The 21,625-nt window shown below is 60.7% G+C and carries 18 protein-coding genes and 5 pseudogenes; 15 read left to right on the plus strand and 8 right to left on the minus strand.

What is annotated here, in order from left to right:
* The first annotated feature begins 6 nt into the window (after window positions 1–6).
* The 6 genes from E4K09_RS03860 (at window position 7) to E4K09_RS03885 (ending at window position 7,570) form a co-directional block, all read left to right on the plus strand.
* Window positions 7–1,383 (plus strand): aspartate aminotransferase family protein, encoded by a 1,377-nt coding sequence (locus E4K09_RS03860; protein WP_134495298.1) that lies wholly within the window; start codon window positions 7–9, stop codon window positions 1,381–1,383.
* Window positions 1,384–1,608: 225 nt separating this feature from the next.
* Window positions 1,609–2,325 (plus strand): HAD-IA family hydrolase, encoded by a 717-nt coding sequence (locus tag E4K09_RS03865; protein ID WP_134495299.1) that lies wholly within the window; start codon window positions 1,609–1,611, stop codon window positions 2,323–2,325.
* 76 nt (window positions 2,326–2,401) lie between these two features.
* Window positions 2,402–4,012, plus strand: a complete 1,611-nt coding sequence (locus E4K09_RS03870; RefSeq protein ID WP_134495300.1) for an ABC transporter substrate-binding protein — start codon at window positions 2,402–2,404, stop codon at window positions 4,010–4,012.
* A gap of 86 nt (window positions 4,013–4,098) precedes the next feature.
* A complete protein-coding gene (locus E4K09_RS03875; protein ID WP_134495301.1) occupies window positions 4,099–5,049 on the plus strand; it encodes an ABC transporter permease in 951 nt (316 codons plus the stop codon).
* Complete coding sequence (locus E4K09_RS03880) at window positions 5,046–5,912, plus strand: ABC transporter permease (protein WP_134495302.1); 867 nt, start codon at window positions 5,046–5,048, stop codon at window positions 5,910–5,912. The genes E4K09_RS03875 and E4K09_RS03880 overlap by 4 nt, the downstream gene beginning before the upstream one ends.
* Window positions 5,909–7,570, plus strand: a complete 1,662-nt coding sequence (locus E4K09_RS03885) for an ABC transporter ATP-binding protein (RefSeq protein ID WP_134495303.1) — start codon at window positions 5,909–5,911, stop codon at window positions 7,568–7,570. Before E4K09_RS03880 ends, E4K09_RS03885 begins: the two co-directional genes overlap by 4 nt.
* A gap of 20 nt (window positions 7,571–7,590) precedes the next feature.
* Here E4K09_RS03885 and E4K09_RS03890 read toward each other — a convergent pair whose 3' ends face one another.
* Window positions 7,591–8,067 carry an Lrp/AsnC family transcriptional regulator gene (locus E4K09_RS03890; RefSeq protein WP_134495358.1) on the minus strand — a complete coding sequence of 159 codons (477 nt, stop codon included), beginning with the start codon at window positions 8,065–8,067 and terminating at the stop codon, window positions 7,591–7,593.
* 304 nt (window positions 8,068–8,371) lie between these two features.
* Between E4K09_RS03890 and E4K09_RS03895 the strand changes: the two genes are divergently transcribed.
* From E4K09_RS03895 to E4K09_RS03915, 4 genes and pseudogenes are all read left to right on the plus strand, one after another.
* Window positions 8,372–9,697, plus strand: coding sequence for an NAD(P)/FAD-dependent oxidoreductase (locus E4K09_RS03895; protein WP_134495304.1), 1,326 nt, complete (start codon window positions 8,372–8,374; stop codon window positions 9,695–9,697).
* Between the two features lie 275 nt (window positions 9,698–9,972).
* Window positions 9,973–11,253, plus strand: coding sequence for a D-amino acid dehydrogenase (locus tag E4K09_RS03905; RefSeq protein ID WP_134495306.1), 1,281 nt, complete (start codon window positions 9,973–9,975; stop codon window positions 11,251–11,253).
* 62 nt (window positions 11,254–11,315) lie between these two features.
* Window positions 11,316–11,489: pseudogene (locus tag E4K09_RS29605) on the plus strand (IS6 family transposase); the annotation flags it as partial.
* Window positions 11,490–11,924: 435 nt separating this feature from the next.
* Complete coding sequence (locus tag E4K09_RS03915) at window positions 11,925–12,356, plus strand: anthrone oxygenase family protein (RefSeq protein ID WP_134495307.1); 432 nt, start codon at window positions 11,925–11,927, stop codon at window positions 12,354–12,356.
* Window positions 12,357–12,549: 193 nt separating this feature from the next.
* On the opposite strand, the pseudogene E4K09_RS03920 reads toward E4K09_RS03915, so the two are convergent.
* A pseudogene (locus tag E4K09_RS03920) lies at window positions 12,550–12,918 on the minus strand (EAL domain-containing protein); the annotation flags it as partial.
* A gap of 143 nt (window positions 12,919–13,061) precedes the next feature.
* Between E4K09_RS03920 and E4K09_RS03925 the strand changes: the two are divergent.
* A complete protein-coding gene (locus E4K09_RS03925) occupies window positions 13,062–13,268 on the plus strand; it encodes a MarC family protein (protein WP_134495362.1) in 207 nt (68 codons plus the stop codon).
* Window positions 13,255–14,135: pseudogene (locus E4K09_RS03930) on the plus strand (pyruvate kinase); the annotation flags it as partial. The gene E4K09_RS03925 and the pseudogene E4K09_RS03930, both read left to right, overlap by 14 nt.
* Before the next feature lie 1,190 nt (window positions 14,136–15,325).
* On the opposite strand, the gene E4K09_RS03935 reads toward E4K09_RS03930, so the two are convergent.
* Both E4K09_RS03935 and E4K09_RS03940 read right to left on the minus strand, forming a co-directional pair.
* Window positions 15,326–15,637, minus strand: coding sequence for a hypothetical protein (locus tag E4K09_RS03935; RefSeq protein ID WP_134495308.1), 312 nt, complete (start codon window positions 15,635–15,637; stop codon window positions 15,326–15,328).
* A gap of 245 nt (window positions 15,638–15,882) precedes the next feature.
* The gene (locus E4K09_RS03940; protein ID WP_134495309.1) at window positions 15,883–16,476 is read right to left on the minus strand and encodes a class I SAM-dependent methyltransferase; all 594 of its coding nucleotides are present in this window, start codon (window positions 16,474–16,476) and stop codon (window positions 15,883–15,885) included.
* A 371-nt stretch (window positions 16,477–16,847) separates the two neighbouring features.
* Here E4K09_RS03940 and E4K09_RS03945 point away from each other — a divergent pair, with 371 nt between their 5' ends.
* Complete coding sequence (locus E4K09_RS03945; protein ID WP_134495310.1) at window positions 16,848–17,087, plus strand: M15 family metallopeptidase; 240 nt, start codon at window positions 16,848–16,850, stop codon at window positions 17,085–17,087.
* A gap of 50 nt (window positions 17,088–17,137) precedes the next feature.
* Here the strand turns inward: E4K09_RS03945 and E4K09_RS03950 are convergent, their stop codons facing one another.
* The 3 genes and pseudogenes from E4K09_RS03950 to E4K09_RS03960 form a co-directional block, all read right to left on the minus strand.
* Complete coding sequence (locus E4K09_RS03950; RefSeq protein ID WP_134495311.1) at window positions 17,138–17,659, minus strand: hypothetical protein; 522 nt, start codon at window positions 17,657–17,659, stop codon at window positions 17,138–17,140.
* A 722-nt stretch (window positions 17,660–18,381) separates the two neighbouring features.
* Entirely contained in the window at window positions 18,382–19,113 is a 732-nt protein-coding gene (locus E4K09_RS03955) for an SDR family NAD(P)-dependent oxidoreductase (protein WP_244610349.1), read from the minus strand.
* A gap of 169 nt (window positions 19,114–19,282) precedes the next feature.
* Window positions 19,283–19,507: pseudogene (locus E4K09_RS03960) on the minus strand (fasciclin domain-containing protein); the annotation flags it as partial.
* Window positions 19,508–19,561: 54 nt separating this feature from the next.
* Between E4K09_RS03960 and E4K09_RS03965 the strand changes: the two are divergent.
* The gene (locus tag E4K09_RS03965) at window positions 19,562–19,852 is read left to right on the plus strand and encodes a cupin domain-containing protein (protein WP_166802143.1); all 291 of its coding nucleotides are present in this window, start codon (window positions 19,562–19,564) and stop codon (window positions 19,850–19,852) included.
* Between the two features lie 181 nt (window positions 19,853–20,033).
* Here the strand turns inward: E4K09_RS03965 and E4K09_RS03970 are convergent.
* A pseudogene (locus tag E4K09_RS03970) lies at window positions 20,034–20,342 on the minus strand (transposase); the annotation flags it as partial.
* A 690-nt stretch (window positions 20,343–21,032) separates the two neighbouring features.
* Here E4K09_RS03970 and E4K09_RS03975 point away from each other — a divergent pair.
* Window positions 21,033–21,440, plus strand: coding sequence for a hypothetical protein (locus E4K09_RS03975; RefSeq protein WP_134495315.1), 408 nt, complete (start codon window positions 21,033–21,035; stop codon window positions 21,438–21,440).
* The last annotated feature ends 185 nt before the right edge of the window (window positions 21,441–21,625 follow it).

Here is a 21,625-nt window from a genome sequence, read left to right on the forward strand (position 1 = left end):
GACAATATGCTTAGTAATTCCCTGATCGAACTCGATCGCGCCCATCTCGTTCACCCCGTCGCGTCCTATCGCGGGCACGAGAAAGCGGGTGTGCGCGTGCTGAAATCTGCAAAGGGCGCGCTGGTCACGGATGCGACCGGGCATACGATGGTGGATGGCTTCGCGGGCCTCTGGTGCGTCAATGCAGGATATGGTCAAGACAGTATCGTGGAAGCTGCGACGCGCCAGCTTCGCGAGCTGCCTTACGCGACCGGCTATTTCGGGCTGGGTTCGGAACCAGCCATCCGCTTGGCGGCTGAACTTGCAGACCGTGCGCCGGGCGATCTCAACCACGTCTACTTCACGCTTGGCGGCTCCGACGCCGTCGACAGCACGATCCGGTTCATCCACTATTACTATCACGCCAAGGGCACGCCCCAGAGGGACCAGTTCATCTCGGTCGAGCAGGGCTACCATGGATCTTCGACCGCCGGCTCCGGCCTGACGGCCCTGCCAGCCTTCCATGCGGGGTTCGGGGTGCCGTATGACTGGCAACACAAAATTCCATCGCACTACGCTTATCGAAATCCGGTAGGCACGGATCCTCAGGCGATCATCGACGCCTCCGTGGCGGCCCTGCGCACGAAGGTGGAAGCGCTCGGGGCCGAGCGCGTCGCGGCCTTCTACGTTGAGCCTATCCAAGGGTCAGGCGGCGTCTTGGTGCCGCCAAAGGGCTGGATGAAGGCAATGCGAGACGTTTGCCATGAGCTCGATATTCTGTTTGTGGCGGACGAGGTGATTACCGGCTTCGGACGCACCGGTCCTCTGTTCGCATGCCTCGAAGATGACGTCGTGCCTGATTTCATAACCACCGCCAAAGGCCTGACCTCGGGCTACGTGCCGATGGGTGCCGTCTTCATGTCCGACAGGGTCTACAACACCATCGCTGACGGCGCCGGCATGGCGGCGATCGGCCATGGCTACACCTACTCGGCACACCCTGTGAGCGCAGCAGTCGGGCTGGAGTGCCTGCGCCTCTACGAAAACGGGTTGCTGGAGAATGGAATTCGGGCCGGCAAGCGCCTGATGGCCGGGCTGCAGTCCCTCGCCGATCACCCTCTGGTGGGGGACGTCCGCGGGCGCGGCATGCTGGCAGCGGTCGAGCTTGTGACCGACAAGGAGCGCAAGACGCCGCTGCCAGCCGCGGCGGAGCCCGCGCGCCGGATATTCGACAGGGCGTGGGACAACGGGCTCGTCATCCGCGCCTTCGCCAACGGCGTGCTCGGTTACGCACCGCCGCTCTGCTGCACCGATGAGGACATCGACAGAATTATCGACTGCACGCGCAAAACGCTCGATCAGACCCTGGAAGATGCGGATGTCCGTTCTGCCATGGCCAAATGAGCGGGTTCTGGCCCGCTAAGCCCGTCTCGAAAATGTCGCTCAGGCGTCATATTCGCAATTTTGTGCCGTGCGCCATCAATAAATCAGCGGAATTCGCGAGGCAGGGCCGCCAGACTAATCCTGTCGGCACTGAGACGATCGAAAGCGGAGCGAACAGACGGGCCAAAGCAGTTACCGCACCACAGGATCCACACAAAGCATACACGTTTCAGAGGAGCATCGCGCGTGGTGAAAAAGCTGGGCGATTTCAAGTACCTGACATTCGACGTAGTGGGGACGCTGATCGACTTCGAGGGCGGCCTCAAGGCGTCCCTCGCCGAGATCGGCAAGTCGGCTGGCGTCGAGGTCGACGGGGAGGAGGCGCTGGCCCTCTACCGGCAGGCGCGCTACTCGGCCGACGCCGATCTGTTCCCGGACGATCTGGTGCGAGTCTACCTTGTCATCGCGCCGAAGCTCGGATTGCCTGCGCTGCGCGCCCACGGCGAGAAGCTCCGCGATGATGCCCGGCACTGGAAGGCCTTTGCCGACAGCGCCGCGGCCCTTGCCACCCTCGGCAAGCACTACAGGCTCATCGCCATGACGAATGCCCGCCGCTGGGCCTTCAACCATTTCGCTCAAGAACTCGGCAATCCGTTCTATGCCGGCTTCACCGCAGACGATACCGGGACGGAGAAGCCTGATCCGGCGTTCTTTCACAAGGTCTTCGCCTTCGTGGAGAGCGAGGGTGGCAGCAAGGACGAAATCCTGCATGTCGCGCAGAGTCAGTACCACGATATCGGCGTCTCGCGCCGTCTTGGTTTGACCAATTGCTGGATCGAGCGCCGACATGCCCAGAAGGGCTATGGCGGCACGATCGAGCCTAGCGAGTTCACCCAGCCGGATTACCATTTCACCTCGATGGCCGCCTTGTCGGACGCTGTTCAGGGAGCCGTAGCCGCCTGAAATCTGCGATCGCACGCGGAAAACCGCGAACGCGAGACACCTCACCGTCAGCCACTCAATAAAAAAGGGAACTGCAATGAGCGACAAGATTACTAATTGGACCTCCTCCGACGATGCAATGGTCGAGATCGCCATTCGCCGCGGAGCAAGTCGCCGGGAACTTCTCCAAATGATGTTGATGGGCGGTGTCGCTGCGGCGGCCGGATCCACCATCATCGGGCGTGCTGCCGCAGCCGTTGCGGGCCAGCCGGTGAAGGGCGGGTTCGTTAAGGCCGCCGGCTTCTCTGCCTCGACCGCCGATACCCTCGATCCGGCGAAGGCGTCGAACGCAACCGACTATGTTCGCTGTTGCAACTTCTACAATCGCCTCACCTTCATCAACGGTGCCGGCGAAACGACGATGGAACTGGCGGAGAGCGTCGAAAGCAAGGATGCGAAGGTCTGGACTGTCAGATTGCGCAAGGGCGTAACATTCCATGACGGGAAGAGCCTGACGTCGGCAGACGTCGTGTATTCGATCAAGCGCCATCTGGATCCGGCTGTCGGCTCGAAAGTCAACGCGATTGCCAAGCAGATCGTTAACGTGAAGGCTATCGACCCTCAAACGGCCGAGATCACGCTCGTGGCGCCGAACGCCGATCTTCCGACAATCCTCGCGCTGCATCATTTCATGATCGTCGCCGACGGCACGACCGATTTCTCGAAGGGCAACGGCACCGGACCGTTCATCCTGAAGGAGTTCCAGCCGGGAGTGCGCTCGGTTGCGGTGCGCAACGAGAACTACTGGAAAGAACAGGGACCCTATCTCGACTCGTTCGAATTCTTTGCAATTTCGGATGAGTCTGCGCGCATGAACGCCGTTCTCTCTGGCGACATCCAACTTGGCGCCAACCTTAGCCCCCGTTCCCTGCGCGTGCTCGAGAGCAACCCGGCAGCACGTCCGTTTATCTCGAAACTCGGCACCTATACCAACCTCAACATCCGTCTCGACATGCATCCCGGGGACAAGCAAGGGATTGCTGAAGGCTTCAAGTATCTAGTCAACCGTGAGGTGATCCAGAAGTCGGTGCTGCGCGGACTGGCCGATATCGCCAACGATCATCCGGTTCCGAGCACGAGCAAGTACCATAATAGCGAACTGAAGCAGCGTGCGTACGACCCCGAACGAGCCAAGTCCCTCTTCCAGAAGGCTGGCGTGCTCGGTCAGGAAATTCGGATCACGGCAGCCGAGGCGGCATCCTCCGCGCTCGATTACGCAATGGTTGTGCAGCAGGCTGCATCAAAGATCGGGCTCAACGTCGCGATCAATCGGGTTCCATCCGACGGATACTGGTCCAATCACTGGATCAAGGATGCCGTGCACTTCGGGAACATCAACGCGCGCCCGACGCCCGACATTCTCTTCTCGCTACTCTACAAGTCCGATGCAGCCTGGAACGAGAGCGGCTTCAGATCGGAGAAGTTCGATGCCATGCTCCTCGAAGCGCGCGGATCACTGGAGGAAGCCAAACGCAAGGAGATCTACGGCGAAATGCAGGCGATGATATCCAACGGGGCCGGTACCGTCATTCCTGTGTTCATGTCAAATGTTGACGCAGTCTCTCCCAAGTTGAAGGGGCTCGTCCCGAACCCGCTTGGCGGCATGATGGGCTACACTTTCGCTGAATATGCTTGGCTTGAGGCCTGAAGCGCGACCGGCTCGCCATAGACGCGGAGGGCTCTATCCTCCGCGTCCGGGCAATCCATTGCCATGCATCGGTAAAAGGGCGCTCTATGAACTCCCCCATACTCAACCTCGTCGCCGAACGTATCGTGGTCGCTGTCGTTACGCTGCTCTTCGTCGCGTTCACGATTTTCTTCGCGACCGAGATGCTGCCGGGGGACGTTGCGGAAATTCTCCTCGGGCAGGCCGCTACACCCGAAGCCGTGGCGGGATTACGCGCCGCCATGAATCTTGATCAGCCGGCATTCCTGCGCTTTATCTATTGGATCGGCAATCTGTTCACCGGCGATCTCGGCGTTTCCTACGTCAACAAGATGCCGATCAGCGATCTCATCGGCGGACGGCTCGTCAACTCCCTGAAACTCGCGAGCGTGACGGCAGCGATTTCGGTACCCATTGCGCTCACCCTGGGCATCACGGCTGCCATCCTGCGGGGAACGTTCTACGACCGGATCGTGTCGATCTTTACGATCGCTGTGATCTCCGTGCCGGAGTTCATGGTCGCAACCCTCTCCGTCATCGTCTTTGCGGTCTATCTCGGCTGGCTTCCCGCTCTTTCCATGGCCAATGAGGTGACGTCGATCGGCGGATTGCTGAAGGTCTTCGCCATGCCGGTGATCACGTTGAGCTTCGTCATTTCTGCGCAGATGATCCGGATGACCCGCGCCGCCGTGCTCGAAACCCTCAGCACGGCTTACGTCGAAATGGCTCTTCTGAAGGGTGCGTCGCGCCGGCGCATGGTCCTCCGTCATGCTCTTCCGAATGCCCTCGGCCCCATCGTCAATGCCGTGGCTCTGTCGCTCTCTTACTTGCTGGGTGGCGTGATCATCGTCGAGACGATCTTCAATTATCCTGGCATTGCGAAGCTCATGCTCGACGCTGTTTCGACGCGGGACCTCCCGCTCATCCAGAGTTGCGCGATGATCTTCTGCCTGGGTTACCTGCTTCTCATCACGATCGCCGACCTCGTTGCCATTGTCTCCAATCCGAGGCTTCAATGACTACGTCCCTGTCCCTGTCCAACACGCAGAAGGCGCGACCGCGCCGCTTCGGGTACCGGATCAGTGTGGTTGGAGCGGTATCGTTTCTCATCATCGCTGCCTGGGCTCTGGTTGCCGTCTTCGCGCCTTACATCGCCCCGCATCCGGTGGGCGATATCGTCGACTTCGACTTTTTCGGCCCGATGAGCGCGCAGTTCCCTCTGGGAACCGATTATCTTGGCCGCGACATGCTTTCGCGCATCCTGCTGGGTGCGCGCTATACGGTCGGCATCTCGCTTGCGGCAGTTTGTCTTGCCTGTTTCTGCGGGGTCACGCTTGGCATGGCTGCCGCCGTTATCGGCGGGTGGTTCGATAGGGTACTGAGCCGAATGCTCGACGCCCTGACATCGATTCCCAGCAAGATCCTGGCGCTCGTCATCGTAGCCGCTGTCGGCACGTCGATTCCGATCCTCATCGTGACTTTGGCCGTCATCTACACCCCGGGCTGCTACCGCTTCGCGCGGGCCCTGGCCGTGAACATCAACACGATGGATTATGTCACGGTCGCCCGGGCCCGGGGAGAGGGGCTCGGCTATCTGATCCGGTCGGAAATCCTACCGGGGATCATCGGACCGGTGCTGGCCGATTTCGGATTGCGGTTCGTGTTCATCGTGCTGTTGCTTTCAAGCATGTCCTTTTTGGGCCTCGGCGTGCAGCCGCCCTTTGCGGATTGGGGCGCCTTGGTCAAGGAGAATATCGGCGGGCTGTCCTTCGCGGCGCCGGCCGTGGTCTTTCCATCGATCGCCATCGCGACCCTTACCATTAGCGTGAATCTACTGATCGACAATCTGCCCCAGAAGATTCGGGACCGGAGCGAACAATGAGCAACGTCGTCGAAGTTCGCAATCTGCGGGTCGATGCGAAGTCGGATTCGGGTCGAACGGTCGAGATCATCCGGGACGTTTCCTTCGATATCGCGGAAGGAGAGATCGTTGCTCTCATCGGTGAAAGCGGTTCGGGCAAGACGACGATCGCGCTCACGTTGATGGGGTACACGAGGCCGGGATGCCGGATCGTGGGGGGCAACGTTACCCTGACCGGGCAGGAGATTTCCAACCTTCCGGAGCGCAAGCGTGCGCGCAAGCGCGGTACCGAGGTCTCCTATGTGCCGCAGAGTGCTGCCGCATCGTTCAATCCAGCGCACAAGATCATGGATCAGGTCATCGAAGTAACGAAGATCCACCGTCTGATGCCGATCGACGAGGCCCGCAGGAAGGCGGTTGAACTTTTTAAGGCGCTCGCCTTGCCTGAGCCTGATACGATCGGTGACCGCTACCCGCACCAGGTTTCCGGGGGACAATTGCAACGCCTTTCGGCCGCGATGGCCCTGATCGGCGATCCGAAGCTCGTGATCTTCGATGAGCCGACAACCGCTCTCGACGTGACCACGCAGATCGAGGTTCTTCGGGCGTTCAAGTCCGTGATGAAAAAAGGCGCGATCGCCGGCGTCTATGTCTCGCACGACCTGGCGGTTGTTGCGCAGATCGCGGATCGCATCATCGTCTTGAGGAATGGGGAAATTCAGGAAGTCGGCCGAACCCAGGATATCCTGCAGCGCCCGCAGCATCCCTATACGCGGGAGTTGCTCGAGGCCTTCGAGCCGGCTCCGCATGCTCGCGTGGCCGATCGTCGCGACGAGCCCGAAATGCCGCTTCTTGCCGTCAAAGACATCGTGGCCGGATACGGCAAGGTGGATGAAGGCGGGAATCCGAGTGTGAAGGTGATCAACAAGGTCAGCTTCGAGCTACATCGCGGAAAGAATCTCGGCATCATCGGCGAATCCGGTTGCGGAAAGTCAACCCTGGCACGGGTGATCGCCGGCATCCTGCCCGCCGCTCAGGGCGAGGTCCTTCTCGAAGGCAAGCCGTTGGATCGGGACCTGCGGAAGCGCAGCCGCAACGATTTGCGCGCTCTGCAGATCGTTTTTCAGTCCGCCGACACCGCTCTCAATCCGGCCAAATCGATCGCCGACATTCTGGCCCGCCCGTTGACCTTCTATCATGGGATGAGCGGCCAGCGCCGGGAGGCAAGGATTGACCAGCTCCTCGACATGGTTCACCTGCCGCGCTCCTTACGTCACCGGCGGCCGACAGAGCTTTCAGGTGGGCAGAAGCAACGCATCAACCTTGCGCGCGCACTGGCGGCCGACGCCAAGCTCATTCTGTGCGATGAGATCACCTCTGCGCTGGACACCGTGGTCGCGGCAGCGATCCTTGAGCTTCTCAAGGAGCTTCAGCGTGAACTTTCCCTGTCCTATCTCTTCATCAGCCACGACCTATCGACCGTCAAGGCGATCTGCGACGAAGTCGCGGTGATGTATGCCGGCGAGAAGATCGAGCAGTTGAGCCCCGACATCATGGGCAGCGAGGCCGGTCACCCTTACTCCCGCCTTCTGTTTTCCTCCGTCCCGAAGCTCGATACGGGCTGGCTCGACAGCCTCGAGCAGGACCCTCGCGTTCTGCAAGCGTATTCGCGGCGCTGAGTAGGGCCGACGGTGCCATTTCAGGCTGCGAATATCTTGTCGAGCGGAAGATGCTTCTTGACGATCGGGGACTTCAGCACCACGAAGCTGAAGTATTTGTCGATGCCGACATCCATGTCGATCAGCCGTTCCATGATCGTTTGATACTCTGCGATTCCGGACGTGACAAATTTCATCAGATAATCGTAGCCTCCGGAAACGAGATGGCACTCCATGACCTCATCGATCTTATCGACTGTTGCGAGGAAACGCGCAAAGTCGATCTGCCGATGGTTCTTGAGCGTGATCTCGGTAAAGACGGTAAGGGTCTGACCAAGTTTGGAAACATCGATTTGAGCCGAATAGCTGGTGATATAACCTTCGGATTGAAGTTTCTTGACCCGCATCAAACAGGGGCTAGGTGAGAGATTGACGAGTTCTGCGAGTTCGACATTGGTGATGCGTCCGTTCTTCTGCAGTTCCGAGAGTATCTTCAGATCGATCCGATCGAGCTTCATTGACATCCGTACCTTTTGAAACCCCTTGCGATTATGCCGGTTTTGCGTGTGCCTGCAAACGCACCAGCGTCGATGGTTCGTTGGTTGGAGCGGACGCACGGCGACATGAACAACGCTGGTCGGCTGATCGGCGCCTGCCCCCAGACCTCTCGTTGGTCAAGGCTAAGTACTATAGGATTTCCTACACAACAATCGCCTGGCAAGCCTCGCCTGAACGGCATGAAATTCCGTCGGCTTCGGTTGTTGCGGAGGCCTGGTCTGCGGCCCTTCGCATATGATCCCACCAAAATGCGGGAGACATGCCATGCCGGCCCCACTGATCAAAATCCAAACAACGCCCCATCTTCCGCATGAGGCGGACGTCGTCGTCATCGGGGCTGGCGTCGTTGGTGTCTTCACAGCGTATTATCTGGCCCGTCGTGGTGTGAAGGTCGCGCTGATTGAGAAGGGTCTAGTCGGTGCGGAGCAGTCCAGCCGCAACTGGGGCTGGTGCCGCCAGCAGAACCGTGACGCACGCGAACTGCCCATAGCAACGAAGAGCCTCGATCTATGGGAGAAGCTGGCCGAAGAAACGGGCGAGGATACGGGCTTTCGGCGTTGCGGGCTTCTATACCTGTCCCAGGACGAGAAAGAATTGGCCGGTTGGGCGAAATGGCGCGACTTCGCCAGGACCGTCGGTGTCACAACCCATATGCTGAGCCAGCAGGAGGCGACGGAGCATGGCCGCGCCACCGGCCGGGTCTGGAAAGGCGGCGTCTTTTCTCCCAGCGACGGCACGGCCGACCCGTCCCGAGCCGTTCCCGTCATGGCACGCGCGGTCATGTCGGCCGGTGGGACCGTCCACCAGAATTGTGCGGCACGAGGCATCGAAGTAAGTGCCGGGCGCGTGAGCGCGGTCGTCACGGAAAAGGGCACCATCCGCACACGGGTGGCTGTAATGGCAGGCGGTGTCTGGGCGTCGTCCTTCTGTCACCAACTCGGTCTGCGCTTTCCACAGGCATCGGTGCGTGCCTCGATTCTGGCCATCGCACCGGGCGTGAACGATGTGCTCGATGCCCTCCATACGGCCAGGATTTCCATGACCCGGCGCGGCAATGGCGGCTACACCCTTGCGATCAGTGGCCGCGCACGCGTCGATCCGACTCCGCAGCAACTTCGTTTCAGCCGCGAGTTCCTACCGATGTTCGCGCGGCGCTGGCGCAGCCTTGCCCCGGGAGGGTTGGAAGGGTGGCGCCAAGGGCATGAGACCCTGAGGCGCTGGAGGCTGGACGCCGTGACGCCGATGGAGAAGACCCGCATCCTCGACCCGAAGCCCGATATGAAACAGATCCGTCTCACACATTCGAGAGCTTGCGATCTGATTCCGAGTTTGCGGCAGATGCCCATATCTGACGTATGGGCGGGATACATTGACAGCACGCCGGATGGAGTGCCTGCCATCGGCGAGATCGAAAACCTGCCTGGCTTCATTCTTGCTGCTGGCTTCAGTGGTCATGGTTTCGGGATCGGACCCGGAGCGGGCCATCTCATCGCCGATCTAATCACGGGCAAACCACCGATTGTGGATCCTCGCCCCTACAGGCCTGAACGCCTAAGTACCTCTTCATGGGGTAAGGTCGCGGAATTTTAAGGCCCTCCACCACCTAGGGAGAGGGCTGTTTTCGCTTGATGCGGGGCTGCTAAGCCAATGGCTCCACGGTGTTGGGGTGTATAGCGGTTTCGCTAAGTAGGCAGGTCGAGAGTATGTTCGCAGGAATATCGCAAAGAGCTCCGGTCAGAATAATCGGTTCCGACCAACACGTCGATGCTCTCGCACCAGTTGCCAGCACGATCAGCTACGAACTGCTCACCAGCTTAGCTGCCCGCTACCACCGTTTGTACATCCATTCTTGAGGGTCACACACCATGCGCGTTCTCGTCCTCGGCAGCGGAGTCGTTGGCGTCACCTCGGCCTACTATCTTGCCAAGCAGGGTCATGAAGTGACGGTAGTGGACCGCCAGCCCGCCGCCGGCATGGAGACGAGCTTCGCCAATGCGGGACAGGTCTCGCCCGGCTACTCCGCTCCGTGGGCCGCTCCCGGCATTCCGATCAAGGCGATGAAGTGGCTGATGATGAAGCACCGGCCGCTGGTGCTCTGGCCCCGTGCCGAGCTGCGCCTCTGGGGCTGGCTTGCCCACATGCTCGCCAACTGCACCGAGGAGGCGTACCGGCGCAACAAGAGCCGGATGGTCGCTCTCGCCGAATACAGCCGGGACTGCCTGCGCGACCTGCGGCAGGAGACCGGCATCACCTACGACCACCGGGAGCAGGGACTGCTCCAGCTGTTCCGCACCCAAAAGCAGCTCGACGGGATCGGCGAGGACACGGCTGTTCTCGATGCCTATGGCGTTCCCTACGAGATCCTGGATCCCGCAGGATGCGTCGCCGTCGAACCGGCGCTTGGCCTCGTCAGGGGCAAGGTTGCCGGCGGCTTGCGTCTTCTCGGCGACGAGACCGGCGATGCCCACCTGTTTACGCAGCGGCTTGCTGCCATGGCCGAGCAGCTGGGCGTCCGCTTCCGGTACAGCACCTCCGTCCAAAAGTTGCTCACCGAAGGGGAGCGGATCTCCGGCGTGCAGATCAACGGCGGCGAGGTGCTCACGGCGGATGCCTATGTGGCAGCGATGGGCAGCTATACGCCCCATCTGGTGAAGCCGCTGGGCATTCACCTGCCGGTGTATCCGGTGAAAGGCTATTCCCTGACCATGCCGGTCGCCGATGTGGATGCGGCACCGGTCTCGACAGTGATGGACGAGACCTACAAGGTCGGGATCACGCGCTTAGGCAATCGGATCCGGGTCGGCGGCACGGCGGAACTGGCGGGCTTCAGCCAGCGTCTGCGGGCGCCCCGGCGGGCGACGCTCGAGCACTCGGTCACCGACCTGTTCCCGCAAGGCGGCGACGTCAGACAGGCGAGCTTCTGGACCGGATTGCGGCCGATGACGCCTGACGGCACACCGGTGGTGGGTCCGACCCGGTTCAGGAACCTGTACACGAACACCGGCCATGGCACCCTCGGATGGACCATGGCCTGCGGCTCCGGGCGTGTCCTCGCCGATCTCATCACCGGTCGAGCGCCGGCGATTTCTCACAAGGATCTCGCCGCCGATCGTTACAGGGACGAGTGGCGCTTCCAGGCCGCATGAGCTCTGGCAAGACTGATGCCGTAGAAAGCCAGCACTTGTTGCCGGCTGCTCCGAGGCCATATCATCGGGCTATCAAGCGCAGAGTGTGGCCGATGCTCGGGTTCAAGTCGATGGTGTCTGCGCGAGTGATCCTGGGTGGGATCGAGATGATCCACATGATGCGCAAACAGCAGGCGAAGTATGCCTGCAATCGGCAGCGATCCCTCGCCGAGCAATTCGACAGACTGACTGCATGAGGGCTGCGGGCGGAATAGCAGCTTTCTGGCGACATCGAAAATTCGCGACAGAACCGATCTCTTTCGCCTTGAGGGCGGCTCCGGTCCTATCAGCTTGCCGCGGTTCCACGGCGCGGTAGTTCGGCAGGGTTGGTCGGCAATCCTGTTTTGCATTGCAGTGCTCCTGAAACGAAGCCCCAGCAATGAACCTTGGCCATCTCTGCCGATAACAAACCCGGCGGATCGCTCCTCCTCAAATTTTCGTCAGCTTACCAGGGTAAGCCAGACGTTCCTTATTTTGCGCCGATCTCCTGCTCGTGACTTGGATCAGACCTCCACCAGCCGAGCGATGTAGGGCGCTGTTTGCAGGGGACCTTCTTCAGCCCATACCTAGTGAGCTTCTATGCCTGTGCCGCCCGGAAGGCTTAAGATGCGTAAAACCTGGAGGGATTCTCCATGCTCACGGGTCAGCTTGCGCTCGTTGTCGCCGCCGTGTTCTTGGGCGCCGCCCTCTACATCAACGTGGCCGAGCAACCCGCGCGGTTGGGACTGGATGACCGTTCCCTTCTGGCCGAGTGGAAGCCGGCTTACAAGCGCGGTACGATTATGCAGGCTCCTCTGGCCGTGGTAGGCTTCCTCCTCGGGCTCGCCGCATGGTGGCAGACCGGTCACCTCGGCTGGGCCATCGGGGGGCTGCTCATGGTCGCCAACTGGCCGGTGACGTTCTTCGCCATCATGCCCATCAACAATAGGCTTATGGCGACCGATCCGGCAGCGGCTGGTCCTGAGAGCCGAGCCATGATCAGGCGGTGGGGCTCGCTGCACGCCGTGCGAACAGCACTTGGCTTTGCGGCATCCCTCGCTTTCCTGTGGGCGTCCCTTGCCTGAACAGCGCGTTCCAACGCCAATCTCCATCCCACACCGGGGCGTTTGATGATCAGCCTTCTACACAGCGGAAGTAGTGAACTGAGAAGGTCCGGTAGTGACACGGGGCCGACCTTAGCCGTATTCCCGCATTTACGTGGTAAGCGGACCTCGGCACGGTGCCGTTCTATGACCGTGCCTGACCCAATACAGACTTTCAGCCTCTCATCCGGACACAATCCAGATGCCACGTCTGAAGGGTGTGCCGCAGTTCAGCTGCAGGAGCCGGGTGGCCCAATAAGTATCCCTGAACTTCATCGCATCCATCGGTCCTGAGGTGTTCCAGCCGCTCGAGCGTTTCAATTCCTTCCGCAACCGTCGTGTTCCCGAGACTCCTTCCCAGCCCTGTGACGGCGCGAATGATAGCGGTGGAATGCTTGTTCTCGCCAAGCTCATGCACGAAGGAGCGTTCAATCTTGATCTTGTCGAACGGAAACGAACGCAGATAGCTCAACGACGAGTAGCCAGTGCCAAAATCATCCATGGCAATTCGCACGCCGAGATCTCGCAGCTGGTGAAGAGCCGCCCTAAAAGGTTCCCTACATGAACCGGTGACGAGCGAGGCCGGAGCGCAGGACGGTATCCTCATGGGCAATACGCCGAGGGAGGTGCTGGAGCGCGCTCGATGATCAAAATCAAATCGTGACACAGTTTCTCACCCTTTGGGCGATGCTTGATCCGGTAGGACATCTCCCGCTTTTCCTAGGAGCGACCGGAGATCTGGGCCCCTGGGCGAGACGCCGCGCCGCCGTCCTAGCCGTCGTCTTTGCGTTCTTCATCCTGATACTCTTCGGCATTGCCGGACAGTTTCTGCTCCATGCCATGGGCATCTCCCGTCTGTCCTTCCAGATCGCGGGCGGTATCATTCGGCCTTGAACTCGGCGTCGACTGGATTGCCCTGTCATTCGTCCAGCGGCCGTCCGACATGATCGAGGCCCGCGCGCTGATTGGCGAGCGCGCAGGTCTTCTGGCCAAGATCGAGAAGCCTTCGGCGCTTGACCATATCGAGGACATCATCCGCCTACCCGATGCAGTCATGGTGGCCCGCGGCGATCGCGGCGTCGAGATCCCGCGGAGGAGGTGCCCGGGTGTCAGAAGGAGCTGGTGCGCCTGTGCCGTCTGGCGGTGAAATCCGTGATCATCGCGACGCAGATGCTCGATTCCATGGTTGCGGCCCCGACACCGACACGGGCCGAAGCATCAGACGTCGCAACCGCGGTCTATGATGGCGCGGATGCCGTCATGCTATCAGCTGAGTCCGCCTCGGGCCAGTACCCGGTTGAGGTGGTGGCGATGATGGACCGCATCATCAGCAAAACCGAGCAGGACAAGGCTTACCGGTCGATCGTTACGGCCCTCCGGTCGGAGATCGAGGAGAGCCCGCCCCATGCGGTTGCCAGCGCGGCGACCGATCTGGCCCAGGCGATCCACGCCCCCTGCGTTGTGGCCTACACCTCGAGCGGCACCACCGCGAGCCGCATTGCCCGAACCCGTCCGGATGTGGCGATTCTCGCAGTCACGCCCGATGAGAACGTGGCGCGGCGCCTATGCCTACTCTGGGGCGCCCACAGCGTCCGCTCGGAGGACATCAACTCCTACGAGGAGATGGTGGAGCAGGCCGAAGTAAATGCACGCGCGGAGGCGCTGGCCCAGTCCCCCGAGTTCATCGTCGTTATCGCCGGTGTGCCCTTCGGAACGGCGGGTACGACCAACAACCTTCGGATCGTGCAACTGCGCCCATGAGAGATGTCGCCTAGGTAACCCGAAGATGGAGAAGGCGTACAAGACCAACAGGTGCATCCATTGTGATGACCCGTGATACGGCGCGAAGACAGGAGAGACCGATCGAGACACATTGAACGGATCCTAGCGGGAGGAATGCAGCATGAGCGAAGCTTTAACCACCGAGGCTCCGTCGGCTTTCCTCTAGGTGATCATGATCGGCGTGGTTCTGGCCGGGGACAGCGCTGGGTAGGTGGAGTTGCGGATGAATGGATCAGAAGACGGACTTCACCCTCGAACATCATGGGGTACGCACGCGATCGATACAGCCGGAGAAGCATGCCTTCAGGGATTCGATGCAAGGGTTTTCGTCGAATACGCTTCCGGCTATCGGTGCCACGTTTGGTGCTATGGCGAGGCTCCATGTCTCTTGGACGGGCGGGTTCGCGTGCAGCGCTGAAGATCCTCCAAGGCGTCGTCCTTGAACAGATTGTCTGTCGAGCGCCCGGATCAACCACATTGCCGGACCGTCAATTGATGCGGCATGCCTGAGGCAGAGGTGGTCAGTGCTTCCGGGCGAACGGTTTGCGCCCGGCACCCAGCAGGATCTTACTGCCATGCGCTTCGAGAAATGTCGGCTTGTGCTGGCCAAGTCCTGGAAGTGTCGACGGAGTACGCCGAGACTACACCACCAATCCTTGATCAAGGTTGCTTCTTGGCACTCCTCGGACTCGAGGGTTTAGGCGGCGTTGGCGGTGAAAGGCGATGTCAAACTCAGGGCAGGGTGTGGTCCAAGAGGCACTGCTGGGCGCCCTTGGCGTGTGGCAGACCTTCCACCATTCCGCGCGAGCTTGTTGCCAGCGCAACGGGTGCGGTCTCCCGGCCAAGCCACGATTCACATCCTTTGGGGCAGGATCGCTGAATGCTCGTTCGGGACAGGATTGCACCGCCTGGCTCGCAAAGCTCGCATCGGTTACAGGTGTACCCGATCAAGAATGCCCGATACCGATCTAAGTTATTGATATTGAATAGTCCGATCGGTATCGGGCATCTGCTGTAACCGATCGCGGGTGCCTTGCGTACCCAATAGGATGGGCCTTGGGAAGCACGCACAGCTCTACGGCCATGGCAGGCTACATTATTGAAGGCCTGTGGTACTTTCCTTGACCGCTCCATCAACCGAAGCTGCACGAGCAGCCCGGAGGATAGGCTTAGAGTTCACCTCTGCACTTGTGTCGAGGAGCTAGCTGCGCCGGCTCAACACCCTGCGGGATCGGTGGTCTTTTAATTCGATCATAGGTACCAGACGCGCGGCTCATCGGAAGTCTCCACGCTATGCCACGGGTTTCGTCCGGACCGGCCGAGCGAACATGATCATCTGTCTCGAAGGTGATCATCGGATCACCTTGATCACCTTCGCTGCGCTTGATCATCTTGGGGTCGGAGGGCAGCATCCATTGCCATCCGCCATCCATGGCCGATTTGCTGGACTGGATGCCGAGAGCCTTCTTGGCACGTTGCAAGGAAATCCCGCTGATCCCTGCCGTTGTGGCTGCGCCTTGAACCGCCAGAGCCGCCTTTTGTCCAGCAGCGAGAAACTCGTGCTGAAACTCCTTGGCGTATTCCAGAGTCGACCGGCTGCAGTCCTTATGCCGGTGGGACCAGCACGCCGAAGACAACGCGCCGCACGATCAGCGGCGGCGAACGGACGAGCAATCTGATCGCTGAACCCGAGCTGCGCCCGATCCAAGAAAGTTTCGATCCAGAATTAGCGCGGCGGGCTTCTCAGAAGCCACAGCATCTGGGTCGGCCCAAACCGCTCCGCCCGATCAACACACCAACCTGCTCGCTCGAAGAGCCCTTCAAGATCGGATCGGGAAAAGTCGTTGAACCAGGCGTGACTGCGCCGGGTGGCGAGATCAGGCAATTTGTTCGTGGTATTGTAGCTCATCACACAGACCCGATGCCGGCCAGCCAGGTCGATCAACAGCTGCTCCGGGTTGAGAAGATACTCCAGTACCCCCAAACAAGCGACCGCATCGGCTTCGACCTTCGGCGGCAGATTGCGGTTCAGGTCGCAAAGGATTGTACGATCGTCCCGCCGGACGACATCGCAGGGCAGGTAGCGGATGAAGTCAGGAAGGGAGCGTTCGAGGGTCATCGTTCCGCACCCGAGATCAAGAACCCTCGCGACGTTAGCTTCGGTGAGCCAATCGGCGGCTCTCTGGGCCCTGCGCCCCCATCGATTCGGTCCTTCCGCCTCGAGGGTCTGCCATCGTTCCAGCAATGTCCGGCCCTCGATGAGTGCCGATGTCGTGCGCTCGCAGCGCTCCGCAACGGCAAAATCGTAAAACGACAACATGGTCGCCTCCTACGCGAGGAGTGCGCCCCCACCGGTACTCAAGAACAGAGGATGATGCCTTGAACCCATGATCCTCTCCTCAAGGCTTGCTCATGCAGCAGCATCCAACACATGGACCATGATAGACCTCATTGTGCGGCACACAGTGTGGTGACGCACGTCCATGCCCGTGGTCTCCTGCAAGAGGCTGATCGGCATCTTGGGTCTACGTGAAGAAGCCCAAACCAAGGTTCCAAGCGGCCGCTGCCGCCTCGCGAACGAACTGGCGAAGGCGCCGCCTTGATAGTATCGAAGGCCCTGAAGAACCAAACCATAATCCCGACCTGCGCTTCGTGATTGGCTCGGACCGGCGCAACAGCGGGCTGCAAAGGATGGCAGTGGCCTGGGGCTGGTCCAGAACGCCGGAGAGCCCGCACCGGACGGGAAGCGCCGTGGATCTGTGGCCGCTCGATCGCGAGGGCCGGGTCTTCTTCGATCCGCAGACTCGGAACAGGATTGCCGCCGCGCTGAGGAAGGCCGCTGCGGACCTGGGCGTGCCGACCTGCTGGGGCGGTCGGTTCCGCGGCTTCAAGGACATGGATCGCTCGCATTTCGAGCTCGCAGCGCCATAGCCGGAATGGGTGTCTTCTCGCTGCCAGGTGTCGGCTGTCTCGCCGTTCATTCAACGCCGAAGCAGGGTCAGGTCCGTTGTGGCTCGGACGGGACCATTCACCCCGATATGGTCCGTGACCACGATGCGAAAGCGGTCCTGATTGAGGCTCGCAACCTTCATCTGGGCGGCCGTGTCGCCGTAAAGGGGTTTCGGCCATTCGATTGTCAGGTCGAAGTCGGTTCCCGCCTGTCGCCCAGCAAGGCGAGCTGTTCCGACCCGTGAGCCCGTATAGGTGCCGGTGACCCGGCCGGATCGGGGGTCCCAGGTGAGATCGGCGCTGATGGATCGTGCGATGATCAGGTAGGCCCAGCATGTCCCCTGGAGTGTCAGACCCGTTGCGCCCTGCGGCAGGATGGTGAAACGACAGCGGACTTGATGAGAGGTCGCATTCGGTCCTTCCAGGATGGTTCCAGACCCCGAAAAGGTGCCGGCGTAGCGCTCCAGTGCGGCAGCGCTGGCGCCTGCGGTTCCAGCCAAGAGGCTGAGCAGCGGGATGACTCTCCAAGGCGACCGGCGGGAACGGCGATCCATTGGTCATTCCGTTTGCGCGTCGGTCGGATGAACCGACTGGGATGACCTTGATTATGCCCGATAACCGTCACCATGAGAACGGCCCGCTCAACGCTTAAGCCATAGGAGGTAGCGGCGCTGGTCCGGGCAGGCCCGCGGCTGACCACGCCTGCGCTGCTGCTGCTCGGCAGCCTCTATTGCAGCCAGAGGATCAGGGTCTCGCCGATCTGGGTTTTGCTGATCAGGGTGCATATTCTGAATGATGTTCCGGGCGGCCGCAGCTGCGTCGTTGCTCACCCATCAGGGAGAGATGTAAGCCCGTCCAGTCGCCCGCCGATTATCTCACGCGCTAATGGCCATCCTCCGACATCCGCTGCATCTCAGGTCGTTGAGTGCACTTGCTTGGCCTAGGGGCTGACTTCTAGCCAAACTGACTTTCAATCCGAGGGTCCCGGGTTCGAGTCCCAGCGCGCTCACCAAATTCTCTTAAGCACTTAGCTGCCGATCGGGTTTGGTCCTGCTTCCCAGAAAACCGGATCGGGAGGCGTATGGGAAGCAAGCTCAACTAAGTGAGCTTTTCTCCTGCTATTGCGTTGGTTCACCCGCAGGTCGAACCCTACTGCCAGAATCAACGAACGTCGGGATTCAGCCAGAGAGCGGACCTTGTTACGGTCGCGCTGAATGGCTCAGATTGGCCCGAAGGCGACCTTGTAAGTCGTGCAAGAAGGGCTTCATATTCTTTGTCAAAAGGGTATTGACTGACCGTCCAAGGCAAAAAACTGGCCAGTGTGCGCCGTTGTCAGGGCGTCCGTAACAGCGAGCAGCCGCTCGGCCGAATACGACGGCGAAAACACCTTCCCGACCTTGCTGCCAGGCTGAAAGGGATGGCTCAGAACCGTGTCAACGGTTCCTGGGTGGAGGGCGACGCAGACGGCTTCCGGCCTTTGGCGGCCTAGTTCAATCGCGAAGGTTCGCACAAACTGGTTCAGGGCCGCCTTCGACGCCCGGTAGCCATACCACCCCCCGAGCCGGTTGTCCTCGATGCTGCCGACACGCGCAGAGAGGACAGCAAAGACGCTTTTGCCCGTCTTCGGCAAAAGCGGAAGCATATGCTTGCCGACGAGGGCCGGACCGATTGCATTGATCCGGAAGCTCCGCAGGAGATGCTCTGGATCGAGGGCGCGATAGGTCTTCTCGGGCTGGAGAGTGGCATCGTGGAGCAGGCCTGTCGCCACCAGGATGAGGCGCAGCGGAGCGCCTTCGATGAGCTCCTCGGCTGCGGCGGCAATGCTCGCCTCATTCTCGATGTCGATCCGTCCCGCCCGCACACCAGCCCGGCTCTGGTCGTCTCCCGAACGGGAGAGCGCATGAACGGTTTCGAACCCGCCCGATGCAACAAGGTCCGTGACGGCGGATCCGATGCCGCCGGATGCCCCAATGACAACTGCCCGAGCCGGTCGTTCGAGACTGTTCAAGAGCGAAGAGCTTGAGGCCCTTGGATTCATCGCGATCATCCGTTCTTTACGGCGTGAGCTTTTGGTTCAATGGCTTGCACTCTGCCAGTCGTGGCGAACCAGACCGGAAAGGCGCCGCAGTGCCAGAAGAGGAGCCCGGAGCGCCCGCCCAGCGCTCCGGGCCACAGGATCAGTTGTTCGGCGGAAGGATTACGGTATCGACTACATGGATGACGCCGTTCGAGGCCGAGATATCGGCCCGCGTGACATTAGCGTCGTTGATCATGACGCTTGAGCCTTTCGAGCTGACGTTTAGCATCTTCCCGTTCACCGTCTTTGCTGTCTGAAGCTTGGCGATGTCGGCCGCCATCACCCGTCCGGGGACAACGTGATAGGTCAGGATTGCGGTAAGCTCGAGACTCCTGACCGACCCAAGTTCGCGGTGGTCCGAAAGTCAGAACGATTGCGCTTGCCTGACCAGCCGGGGGAGGACGTACCGTCCTACTTCTTCGAAAGCCTCGACTTCTCCGTCACCGACCGCAAGTTGCAGGCGTTCTTCGCGGAATTTTCGGCCCGGTCGAAGGAATCGAAGCGGCATCAGCACAATGGCGCGGAACTGGTCTACGTGCTCAAGGGACGGCTCACCCTCAGCATTGCTGGCAGCGACTTCGTCCTCGACGAGGGCGACGCAATCCATTTCGACGCCGCGCACCGCACAGCTACCGGTGCGACGACCCGACCCCCTGCTCAGCCATCGTAGTGACGGCGCCGTGAGAACCGGACCTCCGTACTCACATTGTGAAAGGGCTCTCCGTCCGGCACGTTGAGCGACTGCTCCTGGCAGATTGCGTTGACCAAGTCGGCATCCAGACGGGCTAGGGTAGCGTTGCAGCTTGCCTGTTGAGGTTAGGACTGTGGTGAGGTGTATCCTTCAGGCCTTGTCAGGCTCCTTGGGTCATCCGGGGCCCTGGTGAAGTGACCAGTTTCGCGGGCTTTCTCAGGTTCTGAGCCGTTGCCGCCAGCAGGAACTCATCCTGAGCCCCGCATGGACCGCGCAGCCGCAGACGTCCCATCTTCAGGATCCGCTTGAGATGGGAAAACAACATCTCGATCCGCTTGCGGCCCTGACGCGACCTCTCATAGGCCGGCGTGCCGGCCAGCCCTCGGGCGACCCCTCTTGCGTGGTCATGGATGCTGCGCGGGATCTTGCGGGCCGGCGTGTTGGGACAGCACTTCTGCTTGAAGTGACAGGGAAGCGGTCGATGCGCCGCAGGAGGTGGTCGCAGGGGACATGATCTTCAAGCCGGAACTCGTAGAATAGGCTCTCCTGCATCACGAGACGCTCGCCCATCATGGCCCCATCCTCCTGCTGAGAATGCCCGCTCAGGGAATCACGATCCGCCGCCAATCACGAGGACTTTTTCAACGAAATCGGCACCGGGCGGACCTTAGCCGAAGTTCCGCATTGGCGGCGTGAGCTCACCCTCATAGGCAAGAGCTCAATGGCTCAGCTTGACCCGAAGCGGACCTTTCATGTCTTTTTGCGAAAGGCTCCGCCAGCGGCGGCATTTCAATCCCGCAGGGGCGACAGCGCTGCGGTCTTTGCGTCCGAATGTCCCGTCGGGTTTCGCAAGCGGATCGCCAAGGTCTCAGGTGCACCGACATTCATAAGCTACACTCATAGCCCTTTGCGGAATTTTCAAGCTATTCAAGACGGCGCACGGGATTAGAGTAAGAGCTCTCGAGACCGGCAGCCAGCGGAAGCGAAACTGTTCCCACAGTGGTTCGGCAGTGAGAAGGAACTCCGTGTCTTAGGATTCCCGAGGCGCCAGAGGCCCTTTGCCGGACATCCAGGATGGAACCTCCCATCTCACTTAGTAGGGACCTCGCAACTGTTGGGGGTTGCCGGAGTTCTCATAGTCACCAAACGGACAGGAACCATGAAACAGCTCCGCTTCACTGCTGCCATCGCTTCCGGCATTCTCACCACTTGGTCAGTGCTGGCGTCGCCCTGTGGTGATGCCATCCGCGCACTGGAGCCCCGGGTCGATGAAGCTGTGTCAAAAAGCGCGGCCCTGTCCTCTGGCGGGCAGGCCGTTGCGGCTTCCCGTGAGTCCCAGGCTATGCAGGCTGACAAGCAGCCGGCCCCACCTGGATCAGCGGCGCAGAAGCTGCCGGAACACGATGTCGGAGCGACCGCTGCGGCGACGCCGCTTGCCGGGGGCGACAACGCCATGAGAGCACGGTCGGCTCTCAGTCGAGCGCAGGCTCTCGATCGCGATGGTGATGCCTCGGGGTGTGCCACTGCCGTCGAGGAGGCCCGACGCGAACTCGGGCCAGCTCAGTAGGCTCGCCGAGCGTCCAGTCTGCCCTATTTTGCCTTACCAGGCCCTGCGCCGCCGGGAGCCAGTGAGCACAATCAGCGCTCCGGGGAGCGGCTTGTACATCAGGTTGTTGGTCCAATTACAGCCTGAGGCGGTCAGTGCGTCACAGTATCAATACAGTATCAATACGTTTTCTATTATGGCAGAGG

Origin of the sequence: Microvirga pakistanensis (assembly GCF_004458765.1) — a bacterium.
GTDB classification, from domain to species: Bacteria; Pseudomonadota; Alphaproteobacteria; order Rhizobiales; family Beijerinckiaceae; genus Microvirga; species Microvirga pakistanensis.

What these genes read in the sequence shown, in the direction of transcription:
- E4K09_RS03860 (WP_134495298.1), top strand. Translation starts at nt 7, where the DNA reads ATGCTTAGTAATTCCCTGATCGAACTCGATCGCGCCCATCTCGTTCAC.
- E4K09_RS03870 (WP_134495300.1), top strand. Translation starts at nt 2,402, where the DNA reads ATGAGCGACAAGATTACTAATTGGACCTCCTCCGACGATGCAATGGTC.
- E4K09_RS03875 (WP_134495301.1), top strand. Translation starts at nt 4,099, where the DNA reads ATGAACTCCCCCATACTCAACCTCGTCGCCGAACGTATCGTGGTCGCT.
- E4K09_RS03880 (WP_134495302.1), top strand. Translation starts at nt 5,046, where the DNA reads ATGACTACGTCCCTGTCCCTGTCCAACACGCAGAAGGCGCGACCGCGC.
- E4K09_RS03885 (WP_134495303.1), top strand. Translation starts at nt 5,909, where the DNA reads ATGAGCAACGTCGTCGAAGTTCGCAATCTGCGGGTCGATGCGAAGTCG.
- E4K09_RS03890 (WP_134495358.1), bottom strand. Translation starts at nt 8,067, where the DNA reads ATGAAGCTCGATCGGATCGATCTGAAGATACTCTCGGAACTGCAGAAG.
- E4K09_RS03895 (WP_134495304.1), top strand. Translation starts at nt 8,372, where the DNA reads ATGCCGGCCCCACTGATCAAAATCCAAACAACGCCCCATCTTCCGCAT.
- E4K09_RS03905 (WP_134495306.1), top strand. Translation starts at nt 9,973, where the DNA reads ATGCGCGTTCTCGTCCTCGGCAGCGGAGTCGTTGGCGTCACCTCGGCC.
- E4K09_RS03915 (WP_134495307.1), top strand. Translation starts at nt 11,925, where the DNA reads ATGCTCACGGGTCAGCTTGCGCTCGTTGTCGCCGCCGTGTTCTTGGGC.
- E4K09_RS03925 (WP_134495362.1), top strand. Translation starts at nt 13,062, where the DNA reads ATGCTTGATCCGGTAGGACATCTCCCGCTTTTCCTAGGAGCGACCGGA.
- E4K09_RS03940 (WP_134495309.1), bottom strand. Translation starts at nt 16,476, where the DNA reads ATGTTGTCGTTTTACGATTTTGCCGTTGCGGAGCGCTGCGAGCGCACG.
- E4K09_RS03945 (WP_134495310.1), top strand. Translation starts at nt 16,848, where the DNA reads ATGGCAGTGGCCTGGGGCTGGTCCAGAACGCCGGAGAGCCCGCACCGG.
- E4K09_RS03950 (WP_134495311.1), bottom strand. Translation starts at nt 17,659, where the DNA reads ATGGATCGCCGTTCCCGCCGGTCGCCTTGGAGAGTCATCCCGCTGCTC.
- E4K09_RS03975 (WP_134495315.1), top strand. Translation starts at nt 21,033, where the DNA reads ATGAAACAGCTCCGCTTCACTGCTGCCATCGCTTCCGGCATTCTCACC.